This window comes from Enterobacter sp. T2, assembly GCF_010692925.1.
In the GTDB taxonomy this organism is placed as follows: Bacteria; Pseudomonadota; Gammaproteobacteria; order Enterobacterales; family Enterobacteriaceae; genus Enterobacter; species Enterobacter kobei.
Genome location: NZ_CP048736.1, coordinates 3856922 through 3873935, shown reverse-complemented (window position 1 = coordinate 3873935; position 17014 = coordinate 3856922). Strand labels below are relative to the sequence as shown.

Annotated in this window: 14 protein-coding genes; 11 read left to right on the top strand and 3 right to left on the bottom strand. The window is 55.4% G+C overall.

The features are described 5' to 3' along the window. Positions 1 to 97 precede the first annotated feature (97 nt). The 7 genes from G0034_RS18550 (at position 98) to G0034_RS18520 (ending at position 8017) form a co-directional block, all read left to right on the top strand. Entirely contained in the window at positions 98 to 964 is an 867-nt protein-coding gene (locus G0034_RS18550) for a LysR family transcriptional regulator (protein WP_023331228.1), read from the top strand. A 93-nt stretch (positions 965 to 1057) separates the two neighbouring features. Continuing rightward, positions 1058 to 2236, top strand: a complete 1179-nt coding sequence (locus G0034_RS18545; protein WP_088127255.1) for an acetyl-CoA C-acetyltransferase — start codon at positions 1058 to 1060, stop codon at positions 2234 to 2236. 235 nt (positions 2237 to 2471) lie between these two features. After that, the gene (kduI, locus tag G0034_RS18540; RefSeq protein ID WP_014885098.1) at positions 2472 to 3308 is read left to right on the top strand and encodes a 5-dehydro-4-deoxy-D-glucuronate isomerase; all 837 of its coding nucleotides are present in this window, start codon (positions 2472 to 2474) and stop codon (positions 3306 to 3308) included. A gap of 62 nt (positions 3309 to 3370) precedes the next feature. After that, the gene (gene kduD, locus G0034_RS18535) at positions 3371 to 4132 is read left to right on the top strand and encodes a 2-dehydro-3-deoxy-D-gluconate 5-dehydrogenase KduD (protein ID WP_088127254.1); all 762 of its coding nucleotides are present in this window, start codon (positions 3371 to 3373) and stop codon (positions 4130 to 4132) included. Positions 4133 to 4446: 314 nt separating this feature from the next. Continuing rightward, positions 4447 to 5862 carry an arabinose-proton symporter AraE gene (gene araE, locus G0034_RS18530; protein ID WP_045134117.1) on the top strand — a complete coding sequence of 472 codons (1416 nt, stop codon included), beginning with the start codon at positions 4447 to 4449 and terminating at the stop codon, positions 5860 to 5862. Positions 5863 to 6111: 249 nt separating this feature from the next. After that, positions 6112 to 7236, top strand: coding sequence for an LPS O-antigen length regulator Wzz(fepE) (gene wzz(fepE) / locus G0034_RS18525; protein ID WP_023331226.1), 1125 nt, complete (start codon positions 6112 to 6114; stop codon positions 7234 to 7236). Between the two features lie 88 nt (positions 7237 to 7324). After that, positions 7325 to 8017: an aspartate/glutamate racemase gene (locus G0034_RS18520; protein ID WP_014885094.1), complete on the top strand. Its 693-nt coding sequence runs from the start codon at positions 7325 to 7327 to the stop codon at positions 8015 to 8017. Here G0034_RS18520 and G0034_RS18515 read toward each other — a convergent pair. Continuing rightward, entirely contained in the window at positions 8012 to 8938 is a 927-nt protein-coding gene (locus G0034_RS18515; protein ID WP_179121182.1) for a LysR family transcriptional regulator, read from the bottom strand. The genes G0034_RS18520 and G0034_RS18515 overlap by 6 nt on opposite strands. Positions 8939 to 9060: 122 nt before the next feature. On the opposite strand from G0034_RS18515, the gene lysA reads away from it, so the two are divergent. After that, positions 9061 to 10323: a diaminopimelate decarboxylase gene (lysA, locus tag G0034_RS18510; protein WP_179121181.1), complete on the top strand. Its 1263-nt coding sequence runs from the start codon at positions 9061 to 9063 to the stop codon at positions 10321 to 10323. Here the strand turns inward: lysA and G0034_RS18505 are convergent. Further along, on the bottom strand, positions 10293 to 11330 hold the full coding sequence (locus G0034_RS18505) for a LacI family DNA-binding transcriptional regulator (protein ID WP_014885091.1): 1038 nt from the start codon (positions 11328 to 11330) through the stop codon (positions 10293 to 10295). The two genes, lysA and G0034_RS18505, sit on opposite strands and share 31 nt — an antisense overlap. Positions 11331 to 11551: 221 nt before the next feature. On the opposite strand from G0034_RS18505, the gene G0034_RS18500 reads away from it, so the two are divergent. Then, complete coding sequence (locus G0034_RS18500) at positions 11552 to 12037, top strand: GNAT family N-acetyltransferase (protein ID WP_014885090.1); 486 nt, start codon at positions 11552 to 11554, stop codon at positions 12035 to 12037. On the opposite strand, the gene galR is transcribed toward G0034_RS18500, so the two are convergent. After that, positions 11998 to 13014 carry an HTH-type transcriptional regulator GalR gene (galR, locus tag G0034_RS18495; protein ID WP_014885089.1) on the bottom strand — a complete coding sequence of 339 codons (1017 nt, stop codon included), beginning with the start codon at positions 13012 to 13014 and terminating at the stop codon, positions 11998 to 12000. The two genes, G0034_RS18500 and galR, sit on opposite strands and share 40 nt — an antisense overlap. 624 nt (positions 13015 to 13638) lie before the next feature. Between galR and aas the strand changes: the two genes are divergently transcribed. Together aas and lplT are read left to right on the top strand one after the other, a co-directional pair. Continuing rightward, positions 13639 to 15798, top strand: coding sequence for a bifunctional acyl-ACP--phospholipid O-acyltransferase/long-chain-fatty-acid--ACP ligase (gene aas / locus G0034_RS18490; RefSeq protein ID WP_179121180.1), 2160 nt, complete (start codon positions 13639 to 13641; stop codon positions 15796 to 15798). Further along, positions 15791 to 16984: a lysophospholipid transporter LplT gene (lplT, locus tag G0034_RS18485; RefSeq protein WP_087530229.1), complete on the top strand. Its 1194-nt coding sequence runs from the start codon at positions 15791 to 15793 to the stop codon at positions 16982 to 16984. Before aas ends, lplT begins: the two co-directional genes overlap by 8 nt. Positions 16985 to 17014 lie beyond the last annotated feature (30 nt).

The window sequence follows — 17014 nt, the reverse complement described above, 5'->3', positions numbered from 1 at the left end:
GACCTCATTAATTCGCCGGTATGGGCGTGATGCGGCCTATTTTTATCGTTAAAGCTGATATATTAAAGATGGTATCCATCGATAAAGTAGATAGGTCATGCGCTATTCACCTGAAGCCCTTACCGCGTTTGTTGAGGCCGTTGCGGCTGGCTCGTTCTCTGCTGCCGCACGCCGGTTGCGTAAGAGTCAGTCGACGATCAGCACCTCCATTGCCCATCTTGAAGCCGATCTCGGTTTTGAGCTGTTTGACCGCTCGGCGCGTCAGCCGGTGTTAACGGCTCAGGGTGAACAGGTGCTGGGTTATGTGCAGGCCATCCTTGCCGCCAGCACGCGGCTGGATCAACTAGCGGTGTCGCTAACGGCACAAACGGAGGCGCGTCTGACATTTGTCCTTTCCGATACCCTGAACCCGGACGTGCTGGAAGAGATGATGAAGCAGTTTGACGCACGCTTTCCCCATACGGCGTTCGAATGTCTGATTGGCGAGGAAGAGGATGTGATCGATCTGCTGCAAAAGGGGCGAGCGCAGGTGGGGCTGACGGAAGCGCGGGACAGTTACCCCACCGACATTGGCGTTACCCGCCTGCCGATGCAGACCCGTATGGCAATTTATGTTGCGACTACGCATCCCCTGGCGGGCCAACCCGAAGTGCAGAGTGACGAGCTGCACGGCTGGCGCGAACTGCGGCTTAGCACCTATCTGGAACGCGAGGCTGAAATTGCGCGAGGGCCCGTCTGGTCAGCACCGAATTACCTGTTACTCTTGAGTATGGCAGTGCAGGGATTCGGCTGGTGCGTGTTGCCGTGCGCGCTGGTGGATGAATTTGCCGCCGCGAAATCCCTGGTTCAGCTCAATGTGCCTGGCTGGCCAAGGGCGATCGGCATCGATCTGCTGTGGAATAAACGATCCCCTCCCGGCGTTGCCGGAAGCTGGCTGCGGCAGTATCTGCAGGATGTCCGTTAATCCTTGTGATTAAACTCACTATTTTTAAACAATTAAGATAATTGCCAGTAACAATCCTCTACTATCGTCATGTCATTTAACACAGAGGTCGTGATGAAAGATGTCGTCATAGTGGGTGCGTTGCGTACAGCTATCGGCTGTTTTCAGGGAGCGCTCGCGCGTCACTCGGCGGTTGACCTGGGCAGCGTGGTGGTCAAAGCGCTGGTGGAACGTAGCGGGGTCGCCGCACATGAAATTGATGAGGTGATCCTGGGGCAGGTTCTCACTGCCGGAGCCGGGCAAAACCCTGCGCGCCAGGCGGCCCTGAAAGGCGGTCTGCCCAACACCGTATCCGCCATCACCATCAACGACGTCTGTGGTTCAGGACTCAAAGCGCTTCATCTCGCTACGCAAGCCATTCAATGCGGTGAAGCGGATGTGGTTATTGCTGGCGGACAAGAGAATATGAGCCGTGCGCCGCACGTTCTCACCGACAGTCGTACCGGCGCGCAGTTAGGTAACAGTCAGTTGCTCGACAGCCTGGTGCATGACGGGCTGTGGGATGCGTTCAATGACTATCATATGGGCGTGACGGCGGAAAACCTGGCGCGCGAGTACGGTATCAGCCGTGAATTGCAGGATGCTTACGCGCTCAGTTCCCAGCAAAAGGCGCGTGCTGCGATTGATTCTGGTCGTTTTCGCGACGAGATTGTCCCGGTCAGCACGCAGCGTCAGAACGGCGAGATGGTTGTCGTGGATACTGACGAACAGCCGCGCACTGACGCCAGTGCTGAAGGCCTTGCAAGACTCAATCCTGCATTTGAAACGCAAGGCTCGGTCACGGCGGGCAATGCCTCCTCCATTAACGACGGCGCCGCAGCCGTTATGATGATGAGTGAAAGCAAAGCCCTTGAATTGGATCTCCCTGTCCTGGCCCGCATCAAGGCGTTTGCCAGCGTGGGGGTTGATCCGGCACTGATGGGGATCGCACCCGTCTACGCTACCCGTCGCTGTCTGGATCGCGCAGGGTGGCAACTCTCCGATGTGGATCTGATTGAAGTGAACGAAGCGTTTGCCGCGCAGGCGATCTCGGTCGGCAAAATGCTGGAGTGGGATCCGTTGCGGGTCAACGTAAACGGTGGGGCCATTGCGCTGGGGCACCCCATCGGGGCGTCCGGTTGCCGGATCCTGGTTTCGCTGGTCCACGAAATGAAAAAACGCAATGCCCGCAAAGGGATAGCAACCCTCTGTATAGGCGGCGGGCAAGGGGTGGCGCTGGCCATCGAACGCTAATCTTTCCTGATTAATGAAACCTCCTCCGGGAGGTTTTTTTTATCCTCCCTTCATTCCCATACCTCTTAACCGTGATCCGGGTGTCATTTTCGTTATAAACAAAATAAAAAATGAAACGTTGTTTTGAATTTAATTGAAAAGCCTATTTTATGCCGATAGTATGTGTTCATCATGAAAACGGAACGTTGTTTCGTTTATTTTTTTCTTTTGGGCATGACCACATCTGGAGGTTACCGTGGACGTCAGACAAAGCATTCACAGTGCGCACGCCAAAACGCTGGATACGCAGGGGCTGCGCAGTGAGTTTTTAGTTGAGCAGGTGTTCGAGGCCGACAAGTACACCATGGTCTACAGCCATATCGACCGCATTATTGTCGGCGGCATTATGCCGGTGGCAAAAACCGTCTCCGTGGGCGGGGAAGTGGGTAAACAGCTGGGCGTGAGCTATTTTCTGGAGCGTCGTGAGCTGGGGGTGATTAATATCGGCGGGCCGGGCACGATTACCGTAGACGGCCAGTGCTTCGAGATTGGTCACCGCGATGCGCTGTACGTCGGTAAAGGGGCGAAAGAGGTGGTCTTTGCCAGCATCGACGGCGGTAAGCCCGCGAAGTTTTACTACAACTGCGCCCCTGCGCATACCTCATACCCGACCAAAAAAGTGACGCCTGAGGACGCAGCGCCCGTAACGCTGGGCGATAACCTCACCAGTAACCGTCGCACCATCAATAAATATTTCGTTCCGGATGTGCTGGAAACCTGCCAGCTCAGCATGGGGCTGACTGAACTGGCTCCGGGCAACCTGTGGAATACCATGCCGTGCCATACCCATGAACGCCGCATGGAAGTCTACTTCTACTTCAACATGGACGACGATGCCTGCGTGTTCCACATGATGGGGCAGCCGCAGGAGACGCGCCATATCGTCATGCATAACGAGCAGGCGGTGATTTCACCAAGCTGGTCTATTCACTCTGGCGTAGGGACCAAAGCCTATACCTTCATCTGGGGTATGGTCGGCGAAAACCAGGTCTTCGATGACATGGACCACGTTGCTGTTAAGGATCTGCGCTAGTCGCGGGCAGTTAAGTATCAATCTGCCTGTTGGTGACAGGCGCTGAAGAGTAAGGAACTAACATGATTCTGGATGCATTTTCTCTGCAGGGCAAAGTGGCGGTGGTTTCCGGTTGCGACACCGGCCTGGGTCAGGGGATGGCGTTAGGTCTGGCGGAAGCGGGTTGTGACATCGTCGGGATTAATATCGTTGAACCCACAGAAACGATTGAGCGCGTGACTGCGCTGGGGCGTCGTTTTCTCAGCCTGACCGCCGACCTGCGTAAAATTGACGGCATTCCGCAACTGCTTGAGCGCGCGGTGGCGGAATGGGGCCATATTGATATTCTGGTCAACAACGCGGGTCTGATCCGTCGTGAAGACGCGATTAATTTCAGCGAGACTGACTGGGACGACGTCATGAACCTGAATATTAAGAGCGTATTCTTTATGTCTCAGGCGGCGGCAAAGCACTTCATCGTGCAGGGAAAAGGCGGCAAGATCATTAACATCGCCTCGATGCTCTCCTTCCAGGGCGGCATCCGCGTGCCGTCTTATACGGCGTCAAAAAGCGCGGTGATGGGCGTGACCCGTCTGCTGGCGAACGAGTGGGCGCAGCACAATATCAACGTCAACGCGATTGCCCCGGGCTACATGGCCACCAATAACACCCAGCAGCTGCGTGCGGACGAAGAACGCAGTGCGGCCATTCTGGAGCGTATCCCGGCTGGGCGCTGGGGTCTGCCGAGTGACCTGATGGGGCCGGTTGTGTTTCTGGCCTCCCCAGCCTCGGACTACATCAATGGTTATACCATTGCGGTGGATGGCGGCTGGCTGGCACGATAACCCTGCCTATGGCACAAAACCTCTGCGCTTCAGCGGAGGTTTTTTTTGCATAAAAATTGTCAAAATCCATATCGATAAACACGAAAAATCCATACTGAAAAATGATAAATGACCGCAATCACACTTTTATTCCTGAAAAATTAATGGATTAGTAAAATAATGTGATTATTCAGGATTAGTTGAAATTGTAATGTCCATCACAGATCGCTATGCCATAGCGAAATCATCCATATCTTCGCGAATTCCAGCCTGACACTTTTCCGCGCTTTCTCGTAATTTCACTTAACAAATTTTGCTGTTGAGGCAGGAAAAATATGACATCTATCAATGACTCTACCCTGATGCCCGCTGCGCTGCGCGATACCCGACGCATGAACCAGTTTGTCTCCATTGCGGCAGCTGTAGCGGGTTTGCTGTTCGGCCTGGATATCGGCGTCATCGCCGGGGCGCTGCCGTTTATTACCGATCATTTTACGTTGAGTAATCGCCTGCAGGAGTGGGTGGTGAGCAGCATGATGCTTGGTGCGGCTATCGGTGCGCTGTTTAACGGCTGGCTTTCGTTCCGCCTCGGGCGCAAATACAGCCTGATGGTCGGCGCCGTCCTGTTTGTTGCGGGGTCAATTGGCTCTGCATTTGCGACCAACGTAGAGGTGCTGCTGCTTTCCCGCGTGCTGCTCGGCGTGGCAGTGGGGATCGCCTCCTACACGGCACCGCTTTATCTCTCTGAGATGGCAAGTGAGAATGTGCGCGGCAAGATGATCAGTATGTATCAGCTGATGGTGACGCTGGGCATCGTGCTGGCGTTCCTGTCCGATACGTACTTCAGCTACAGCGGCAACTGGCGCGCCATGCTCGGCGTGCTGGCGTTGCCTGCGGTGGTGCTGATTGTATTAGTGATCTTCCTGCCCAATAGCCCGCGCTGGCTGGCGCAAAAAGGGCGTCACGTCGAGGCGGAAGAGGTGCTGCGGATGCTGCGCGATACTTCTGAAAAAGCGCGTGAAGAGCTGAACGAAATCCGCGAAAGCCTGAAGCTGAAACAGGGGGGCTGGGCGCTGTTTAAGATCAACCGCAACGTGCGCCGCGCGGTGTTCCTCGGCATGTTGCTGCAGGCGATGCAGCAGTTCACCGGGATGAACATCATCATGTACTACGCGCCACGCATCTTCAAAATGGCCGGTTTTACCACCACTGAGCAGCAGATGATTGCCACGCTGGTGGTGGGGCTCACCTTTATGTTCGCCACCTTTATTGCGGTATTCACCGTCGATAAAGCCGGGCGTAAACCGGCGCTGAAAATTGGCTTTAGCGTGATGGCTCTCGGTACGCTGATCCTCGGCTACTGCCTGATGCAGTTTGATAACGGCACGGCCTCAAGCGGTCTTTCCTGGCTTTCTGTCGGGATGACCATGATGTGTATTGCCGGTTACGCGATGAGCGCCGCACCAGTGGTGTGGATCCTGTGCTCCGAAATTCAGCCGCTCAAATGCCGTGACTTTGGGATCACCTGTTCCACCACCACCAACTGGGTGTCGAACATGATCATTGGTGCGACCTTCCTGACGCTGCTGGATGCCATTGGCGCTGCGGGAACCTTCTGGCTCTACACGGTGCTGAACGTGGCGTTTATTGGCGTGACCTTCTGGCTGATTCCGGAAACCAAAGGTGTGACGCTGGAACATATTGAACGCAAACTGATGGCCGGGGAAAAACTGCGTAATATCGGCGTGTAATGTGAATACCGGGGGCCCTACGTTTACTGGGCCTGCGTGGGCAAAATGTACGCCGGGTAAGCGCTAGTGCCACCCGGCTTTTTTCTAGATCGATGTTTAACAAGAGCCATGTTGTAAATAACTACCAACTTTGATAGCAAGCGCACACATAGCCGATTCTTGCGTTCAGATTATTCTCATTTCCTAGTATTATCTGAAAACTGAACTCACCAGGCAGAACTTTACTGCAATCGCAATAGAAGAACGGCTATGTCAGCAATGGATTTCAAAAAAAATACGGATCTCGATTTTCCTTCATATGCTACCCCCGCAATCTCTCCAAAAGAGATCGACCTTCTGGGTCTGTTAGATGTTCTGCTGGCCGCGAAAAAACGCATCGTCACCATCGTCTTTATCTTTGCGCTGGCAGGCCTGGCTATTGCGTTTCTGTTGCCGCAAAAATGGACCAGTAAAGCGGTGATCACCCCGGCAGAGCAGACGCAGTGGAACCCGCTGCGCCAGATGATGGTTGCGCTGCAGGTTCTTGACGTGAAGGCGCAGGTGACACGTTCGGAAATCTTTGACCTGTTTATCAAAAAATTCCAGTCGCAGTCATTGCTCAAAGAGTATTTGACCTCTTCCCCTTACGTCATGTCACAGCTTGAAGAGGTTGAGGTTGACGCGCTTGAACTGCACCGTGCGGTCGTCAATATTGCGGAAAGAATGAAAGCGGTGAATGACGCACAGGTAAAAGATGCGGATAAAGTGCCTTATGTCTCCTGGACTCTGAGCTTCACGGCACCGAAAGCCAGTGATGCGCAAACCGTACTGGAGGGGTATATCAATTATATCGCGGCGGTTGTTGAAAAAGAGACGGTGCAAAATATCCGTAACCAGATCGCCCTCAGGACGAATGAGGTAGAGCAGCAGCTTAAGCTCGACCGTGTGCGTCTGACCAATATTCACAATACTAACCTGCAGCGGCTGAATTATTCGCTGGAAGTGGCAAATGCTGCGGGCATTAAGAAGCCAGTCTACAGCAGCGGGCAGGCGGTAAAAGATGACCCGGATTACTCCGTTGCGCTCGGTGCTGACGGAATCGCGCAAAAGCTGCAGATTGAAAAAAATCTCAAAGATGTGACGGAGCTGAACGCGGACTTCCAGAACCGGGAATACTATCTGGCGCAGCTGAAAAATCTCTCCTTTGCAGACGTTAAGCTTGAACCCTTCAGGTATCAGCTTTCTCCGTCTTTGCCGGTGAAAAAAGACGGTCCAGGCAAACCTCTGATTGTAATTCTGGCGGCACTCCTGGGCGGGCTCTTTGCCTGCGGTAGCGTGTTGCTGCGTGAAGCGATGCTCTCCCGTCATCCGCTGTCAGAGCCGTTGACACAATAAACGCAGGGTTTAAAAAGGCGCTGAATACAGCGCCTTTTTTTATGGGCGTCGGTTGTGTTAAAAGAGATACCAGAGATAAGGAGAGATAATGAAAACGATCGGCCTGATAGGTGGGATGAGCTGGGAATCGACAATCCCTTATTACCGCCTGATTAACGAAGGGGTAAAGCAGCGTCTGGGCGGACTGCATTCTGCGAGTCTGCTGCTGCACAGCGTTGATTTCCATGAAATTGAAGCCTGTCAGTCGAGCGGAGAGTGGGATAAAGCCGGTGAAATACTGGCGGATGCCGCGCTGGGGCTGGAGCGTGCGGGGGCGCAGGGCATTCTGCTGTGTACCAATACGATGCACAAAGTTGCATCGCACATTGAAGCACGCTGTTCGCTGCCATTCCTGCACATCGCCGATGCCACAGGACGTGCGATTCGCTCGTCGGGGATGTCGCGCGTGGCATTGCTTGGCACGCGCTACACCATGGAGCAGGATTTCTATCGCGGGCGTTTGCACAGCGAATTCGGCATCGAAAGCCTGATACCGGATGAGAAAGACCGGGCGCGCCTCAATCAGATTATCTTCGAAGAACTGTGCCTGGGTACCTTCAGCGAGCCTTCCCGGGCGTATTACGTCAGCGTGATTGAAAAGCTGGCGCAGCAGGGGGCTGAAGGGGTGATCTTCGGCTGCACGGAGATCGGCCTGCTGGTGCCTGCAGAGCGAAGCCCGGTCCCGGTCTTTGATACCGCCGCCATTCACGCCGCCGATGCCGTGGAGTTTATGCTCTCATAATGGGTTTTGCCGTTCAGGTAAGCGAAGCGCCACCTGGCGGGCGTGCTCCATTAAGTGTTCGGTGAATGTGTCCACCAGCGCGGAGGCCGGACGGTGTAGCGGGCGGATCAGGCTCACGGTGAACGGAACGGATAGGCTAAACGGGCGAATCACGATATCGCTCCCGGCATAATCCAGCGCCGTGAGCGGGTTAACGACCGCGACGCCGACGCCAGCCCGCACCATTGCACATATTGACGCCGCGCTGTGCGTTTCCACTACCATCCGCCGTTTCACCTGATGCTCAGCAAAAAGCGTATCCAGCAGCTGCCGGTAGCTGTCGGTTTGCGACAGGCTAATATAGTTCTCCCCGTGGAAATCCTCTGGTGCAATCACTGTCTTACCGGCGAGCCGGTGCCCGGCGGGCAAAACGCACACTTCATCTAAAGAAAGTAACTCCGTGCGTGCCGTTCCCGCAGGCGTGGAGAGCGTTTCGGTCAGGCCCAAATCATGACGCTGTGCTGAAAGCCACTCTTCAAGCAGGGGGGACTCCTGCGGCACGATGGTGAGATTGACCTCCGGATAGCGGGCCAGAAAAGGCTGAAGCAGGGTCGGTAAAAAAGACTGAGAGAAAACCGGAAGACAGACAATCGACAGCTCGCCCTGACGAAACTCGCGCAGACTTTCCGCCGCACTGACAATTTTGTCCAGCCCGTACCAGGAGCGCTGGACTTCCTCAAACAGGCGCAACCCCTGCACCGTTGGGTGAAGTCTGCCCCGGGTGCGCTCGAACAGTTTCAGTTCCAGTACCTTTTCGAAGCGCGCCAGCTCGCGGCTGACCGTCGGCTGCGACGTATGCAGCATCTGCGCGGCTTCGGTGAGATTGCCGGTGGTCATCACAGCGTGAAAAATCTCTATATGGCGTAAATTCACAGCGGGCATAGGGCACCTGAAAGCAGAGAACTGTCCATATCATTTTTGCATAGACTCACGATAAAACGATATTTTTTATTCTCCTTCCGCTGTGGCGTAATCATGAAAAATGAATTTATCCGGAGAAGACCATGCCACGCCCGCTCAATCAAACTGATACCGATTTAAATGCCGAAAATCTGCTGCGCCTGCCCGCCGAGTTTGGTTGCCCGGTATGGGTCTACGACGCGCAGATCGTTCGCGAGAAGATCGCGGCCCTGCATCAGTTTGACGTGGTGCGTTTTGCCCAGAAGGCCTGCTCCAATATTCACATCCTGCGCCTGATGCGTGAGCAGGGGGTCAAGGTTGACTCTGTCTCGCTGGGTGAAATCGAACGTGCGCTGGCGGCCGGATTTGATCCGAAAACCGATCCAGACGCGATTGTATTTACTGCGGATCTGATTGACGACGCCACGCTGGCGCGCGTGCATGAACTACAGGTGCCGGTGAATGCCGGTTCGGTGGATATGCTGGAGCAGCTGGGTCAGGTTTCACCAGGTCATCGCGTCTGGCTGCGTGTGAATCCGGGTTTCGGTCACGGTCATAGCCAAAAAACGAACACCGGCGGCGAAAACAGCAAGCACGGCATCTGGTATGCCGACATGCCAGCCGCGCTTGACGTGTTGCAGCGTTACAACCTGAAGCTGGTGGGTATTCACATGCACATTGGCTCTGGCGTGGATTACGGCCATCTGGAGCAGGTTTGCGGAGCGATGGTGCGCCAGGTTGTCGATTTGGGCCAGGATCTTGAGGCGATCTCCGCCGGGGGCGGGCTTTCCATTCCTTACCGCGAAGGAGAGGAGGCGATCGACACCGATCACTATTACGGCCTGTGGAGCGCCGCGCGTGACCAAATCGCCGCCCATCTCGGTCATGCCGTGAAGCTGGAAATTGAGCCGGGTCGTTTCCTGGTGGCCGAAGCCGGTGTGCTGGTGGCGCAGGTCCGCAGCGTCAAAGAGATGGGTTCCCGCCACTTCGTATTGATTGACGCGGGCTTTAACGACCTGATGCGTCCATCGATGTACGGCAGCTATCATCACATTACCGCGCTGGCCGCTGATGGCCGCGATTTAACGCATGCGCCGCGCCGCGAGACGGTTGTCGCAGGCCCGCTGTGTGAATCGGGGGACGTATTCACTCAGCAGGAAGGTGGAAAAGTGGAAACCCGCGCGCTGCCAGAGGTGAAGCCGGGCGATTACCTGGTGCTGCACGACACCGGGGCGTACGGGGCGTCGATGTCCTCGAACTACAACAGCCGCCCGCTGCTGCCGGAAGTACTGTTTGATAACGGCAAAGCGCAGTTGATCCGTCGTCGTCAGACCATTCAGGAACTGCTGGCTTTAGAACTCATCTGAGTAAAGTACGGCCCGGTGGTGACCGAATCGCGTAATACCAGCGTGCCGGTAAACGGTGGGATCGCATCGACCGGCTGGTTTTTTGCCAGCCGGATCGCCTGATCGATGGCCGTAATAATCATGTTATCTATTGGCAGATAAACCGATGAAAGCGCAGGCTCCAGCCACTTCGCGCTTGGGGCATCGTCAAAACCGAACAGGGAGATATCCTGCGGGATCTTGAGTCCTGCCTGGTGCAATGCTTTGGACGCACCCAGTGCCATATCATCGTTACAGGCAAACAGGGCGCTAAACGGCACGCCGTCGGCAATCAGCTCCTTGCACAGCTCATAGCCTCTCGTCATTCCGGCATCACCGTACTTAATTCGACGCTCGTCCAGGCGAATACCGTGCTTTTCCAGCGCTTTGCGATAGCCCATCAGCCGCGCTTTACCCGTGGGCGTGTGGATCGGGACGGTAATACAGGCGATCTCCCGATGGCCCTGATTGATCAGGTAATCCACCGCCTTAAATGCGGCATCCTGCTGTTCGAAGAACACGCAGCGATCCGGAGCCTGACTGACTTCACGGTTGATGACCACCAGCGGCGTTTGCACGGTATTCATCAGTTTGATGATCGCCTTTTCGCTCATATAGCGCGTGTAAAGCACGATGGCATCACACTGACGATCGGCCAGCATTTGCACTGCCTGTTCTTCCTGTTCCGGCGCGTCGTGACCGTCGGTGACGATCAGCTGTTTGCCGTGGGTTTCGGTCTGCCGCGACGCCTGCTGCAGAAGGCGCCCAAAATAAAAGCCGTCGAAGGTGGAGACGACCAGACCAATGCTGTTGCTGGTCTGGTTAGCCAGTGAGCGCGCGAGAAAGTTGGGGCGGTAGCCCAGCTCTTCCATCGCAGCAAAGACCTGCTGACGCGTACTCTCTTTAACCTGACCCGTGCCGTTCAGCACGCGCGAGACGGTAGCCTTCGACACGCCCGCACGCAGTGAGACATCCAGCATTGTTGCCATTCTACATTCCTGCTTCCACGTAATGCCCTGCAGTTTAACACAGACCTGACGGCGTATAAGCGATGCGGGAAGGGCAAAACTTCTGCCACGATCACGCTTTTTGGTAACGATTCGCCTGGCCCCTCAGAAGTAAAACGTAATAGTCTGACTCTGGTAAAATAATCGACAGACCGGGCTGGAGGCGTCAGGCTAGCCCATTAATAAGAACACCCAGGTGAAACGTGAAAAAGAGTGTCATCCTCCCGCTTTATGAAGCCCCGCAGTATGCGGAGCAGGTTACCGACTGGATATGGCAGGCGTTTGGCGAGGGGCTCCCACGGGCATTTTTCCACAGCATCGTTGAGCACAGCCAGGCGCCGGGGGCACTGCCGTTGACGTTTATCGCTTTAGAAGACCAACAGCTTCTCGGCACGGTGGGCCTCTGGCGCTGCGATTTGATTACCCGACAGGATCTCTGTCCGTGGCTGGCGGCGCTCTACGTTGATGAGGCGGCGCGCGGTAAGGGACTGGCAGGTAAGTTACAGCAACACGTTATCGCCTTTGCCGCACAGGCCGGATACGACGAACTCCATCTCTGGTCTGCCTGCCGTGACTTCTATGAACGTTACGGCTGGCAGTACATTGGCGATGGGCTGGAGTATCCCGATAAAACGGTACATCTGTACCGTTATTCGCTTTGCGCTTCAGCAGGCGACGCAACGGAGTGACGGCGCACTAAGGTTGGGCTGAAGAGATGGGTAATTTCCGGTGGCTGGCGTTGCTCGGCCAGTGCTAACGCCAGCTCGGCAGCCTGTGTGGCCATCGTGATGATAGGGTAACGCACGGTGGTCAGGCGCGGGCGCACATAGCGAGAGACCAGCACATCATCAAAGCCAATCAGCGAGATTTCTGCCGGGACCTCAATTCCGTTATCATTCAATACCCCCATTGCGCCAGCGGCCATCGAGTCGTTATAGCTGGCCACTGCCGTGAAGTTCCGTCCGCGGCCCAGCAGTTCCGTCATAGCCTGTTCGCCACCGCTCTCATCCGGTTCACCATAGGCCACCAGACGGTCATTACAGGGCAGACCGTTTTCGCGCAGGGCATCGTAGTAGCCCTGAAGACGATCTTCTGCGTCAGAAATAGGGTGGTTGGAACAAAGATAGCCAATCCGCGTATGTCCCTGTTGAATCAGATGACGGGTCGCAAGCCAGGCGCCGTAGCGGTCGTCGAGAGCCACGCAGCGTTTTTCAAATCCAGGAATAATGCGGTTGATGATGACCATGCCGGGCATCTGCTTCATCAGGTGGATCAGTTCGGCATCCGGGATCATTTTGGCGTGAACCACCAGCGCTGCGCAGCGGTGGCGGATCAGCTGTTCGATCGCCTGGCGCTCTTTTTGCTCATTATGATAGCCATTGCCGATCAGTAAAAAGTTACCCGTCTGATAAGAGACCTGTTCAACCGCCTTCACCATGGCGCCGAAAAAGGGGTCGGAGACATCACCCACCACCAGACCAATGGTTTCAGTGGACTGCTGGGCGAGCGCGCGAGCATTGGCGTTGGGGTGGTAGTTCAGGGTTTCCATGGCGCTTTGTACCGCCTGGCGTGATGCGTCGCTGGCTTTAGGGGAATCATTAATCACGCGGGAGACGGTGGCAACCGAAACACCGGCCAGACGAGCCACATCCTTTATTGTCGCCATTTATAACCTTCTTATTAGGGGTAAGCGTTTACACACCAAATAGTGTTGCGGAAAAGTGGCGTGCATTCAAGGGGCACCGATTTCCCCTCACTACAAACGTGACGCAGAACACCCCTGATCGTGTAATCGTTACACGCGCAGTCATGTCAGAAGACGGTGAATCTGAACCTTTGGTTACACTTTGCCTCAGGCTGTTGCGATTGTCCGGTGGCGATGACGTTAAAGAGGTTGATAGAGTCGAGATCCCAGAGGTATTGATAGGTGGAATCAACTCCGGTTGATTAACACGACTTACACCAGCCTGCGTTTTTACGCAGGTTTTTTTTTGCCTGATAGTTCAACCTGTAACAGCAAAAGAGAATATTCACACCTGGTTGCACTTCGGCTCATTCCCTTGCGTTTTCCTGCTGGCGAAGCGCAGGGGCAACGGCCACAATCAAGATCCCAGAGGTATTGATTGGTGAGAATTCTTAGTACGTTTTCGTACTCATCTCTTGCACCAACCTGCGCGGATGCGCAGGTTTTTTTTTGCCTCCACTTTTGCTGTCGCTCCCATACCACTTCTCGTGTAATCTGCCACCATTTACTGTCAACCCTCCACACTGTCTGGCAAAGGGAGTTGAGATGCTATTTGGGTTCTTCCGTACACTTTTCCGTATTCTTTTTCGCATCCGCGTCACTGGCGATGCCCAGGCGCTTCGCGGCGAACGCGTTCTCATCACACCAAATCATGTTTCCTTTATCGATGGCATCCTGCTGGCGCTGTTTTTGCCCGTGCGTCCGGTGTTTGCGGTGTATACCTCCATCAGCCAGCAGTGGTATATGCGCTGGCTCACGCCGCTGATTGACTTCGTGCCGCTCGACCCCACCAAACCGATGATGATTAAACATCTGGTACGTCTGGTTGAGCAGGGGCGTCCGGTGGTCATTTTCCCGGAAGGGCGCATTTCCGTGACCGGCTCGCTAATGAAAATCTATGACGGCGCGGGATTTGTCGCGGCGAAGTCAAAAGCGACCGTGGTGCCACTGCGTATCGAAGGCGCAGAGCTGAGCCACTTCAGCCGCCTGAAAGGGCTGGTGAAGCAGCGTCTGTTCCCAAAAATTACCCTGCATATTCTGCCGCCAACGTCGTTACCGATGCCCGATGCACCGCGTGCCCGCGATCGCCGTAAAATTGCCGGAGAAATGCTGCACCAGATTATGATGGAAGCGCGAATGGCCGTTCGTCCGCGCGAAACGCTGTATGAATCTCTGCTTTCGGCACAGTATCGCTATGGTGCCAGGAAAAACTGTATTGAAGACATCAATTTCACGCCTGACACATATCGCAAACTGCTGACCAAGACCCTGTTTGTGGGCCGCATTCTTGAAAAATACAGTAAGAAGGGTGAAAAGATTGGCCTGATGCTGCCTAACGCGGGCATCAGCGCAGCGGTGATTTTTGGTGCGGTGTCCCGCGGCCGTATTCCGGCAATGATGAACTACACGGCGGGTGTAAAAGGGCTGACCAGTGCCATCACTGCGGCCCAAATCAACACCGTTTTTACCTCTCGCCAGTTCCTGGATAAAGGCAAGCTGTGGCATCTGCCGGAGCAACTGACTCAGGTTCGCTGGGTCTTCCTGGAAGATCTGAAGGCGGACGTGACGACGGGCGACAAGCTGTGGATTTTCGCTCACCTGCTGATGCCCCATCTGGCACAGGTTAAACAGCAGCCGGAAGATGACGCGATTATCCTCTTTACCTCCGGTTCGGAAGGCAACCCGAAAGGCGTCGTCCACAGCCACAAGAGTATTCTCGCGAACGTTGAACAGATCAAAAGCATTGCTGACTTTACCGCCAGTGACCGTTTTATGTCTGCGCTGCCGCTGTTCCACTCCTTTGGTCTGACGGTGGGCCTGTTTACGCCGCTGCTGACCGGCGCAGAAGTGTTCCTCTATCCCAGCCCGCTGCATTACCGCATTGTGCCGGAGCTGGTGTATGACCGTAACTGCACCGTCCTGTTTGGGACCTCAACCTTCCTGGGTAACTATGCGCGTTTCGCTAATCCATATGATTTCTATCGTGTGCGTTATGTGGTGGCGGGGGCGGAAAAACTGCAGGAGAGCACGCGTCAGATCTGGCAGGACAAGTTTGGCCTGCGCATTCTTGAAGGCTATGGCGTTACGGAGTGCGCACCCGTCGTCTCCATCAACGTGCCGATGGCGGCGAAGCCGGGTACGGTTGGCCGAATTCTGCCGGGAATGGATGCGCGTCTGCTGGCGGTACCGGGCATTGAGGACGGTGGCCGCCTGCAGCTGAAAGGACCAAACGTGATGAACGGTTACCTGCGCGTGGAAAACCCGGGCGTGCTGGAAGCGCCAACGGCGGAAAACGTGAACGGTGAGGTCGAAACCGGCTGGTACGACACCAGTGATATCGTTCGCTTCGACGAGCAGGGCTTTGTGCAGATTCAGGGGCGTGCAAAACGCTTCGCCAAAATCGCCGGTGAAATGGTCTCTCTGGAGATGGTTGAACAGCTGGCGACGGCGGTGTCCGCGGATAAGATGCACGCGACCGTGGTGAAGAGTGATGCCAGCAAAGGCGAGGCGCTGGTCCTGTTTACCACCGACAGTGAGCTGAAGCGCGACAGGTTACTTAGCCATGCGCGTGAGCATGGCATTCCCGAGCTGGCGGTACCGCGCGATATTCGTTACCTGAAACACCTTCCGGTACTGGGTAGCGGTAAGCCTGACTTTGTGACCCTGAAAGGCATGGTTGAAGAGGCGGAACAGCAAAATGCGTGAGTCAGTGCACACTAACACATCGCTTAGGTCAAAAGGCATGATGGCAGTGATTGCCGCGCAGTTTCTCTCTGCGTTCGGCGATAACGCGCTGTTGTTTGCCACCCTGGCGCTGCTGAAGGCCGAGTTTTACCCTGACTGGAGCCAGCCGATCCTGCAGATGGTGTTTGTGGGCGCTTACATTATCTTCGCGCCGTTTGTGGGGCAGGTGGCGGACAGTTTCCCGAAAGGCCGGGTGATGATGTTTGCTAACGGTCTGAAGCTGATGGGGGCCGCCAGCATTTGCTTTGGTTTCAATCCGTTTATTGGCTACACGCTGGTGGGCATTGGTGCTGCCGCCTACTCACCGGCGAAATATGGCATCCTCGGAGAGCTGACCACGGGTGATAAGCTGGTGAAAGCCAACGGCCTGATGGAGTCGTCTACTATCGCCGCTATCCTGCTCGGCTCCGTCGCGGGCGGTGTACTGGCCGACTGGCATGTCCTGGCGGCGCTGGGCGTTTGTGCGGTGGTGTATGGCGGTGCGGTCGTGGCTAACCTGTTCATTCCGAAGCTGCCGGTAGCCCGTCCGGGACAATCCTGGCGCTTCAAACCGATGACCGGCAGTTTCTTTAATGCCTGCCGCGTGCTGTGGCGTAACGGTGAAACACGTTTCTCTCTGATGGGCACCAGTATGTTCTGGGGTGCAGGCGTCACGCTGCGCTTCCTGCTGGTGCTGTGGGTGCCGGTGGCGCTGGGCATTACCGACAATGCGACGCCGACCTATCTTAACGCGATGGTGGCGATTGGTATTGTTGTTGGTGCGGGCGCGGCGGCGAAGCTGGTGACGCTCGAAACGGTGGCACGCTGCATGCCTGCGGGGATCCTGATTGGCGTCGTGGTGCTCCTTTTCTCGCTACAGCATGCGTTATTGCCTGCTTATGTTCTGCTGATCCTGATTGGTATTCTGGGTGGTTTCTTCGTGGTACCGCTCAACGCGTTACTGCAGGAGCGCGGCAAGCAGACTGTTGGGGCGGGAAATGCCATTGCGGTGCAAAATCTGGGTGAAAACCTGGCGATGCTGTTAATGCTCGGGCTCTACTCGCTGGCGGTGAAAGTCGGCGTGCCAGTGGTGGGAATTGGCGTCGGGTTTGGTGCGCTGTTTGCGCTGGCGATTGCCGCATTATGGCTTTGGCAACGTCGCCGTTGATTTATGCGGTCTGATGCCCTCACCCCGGCC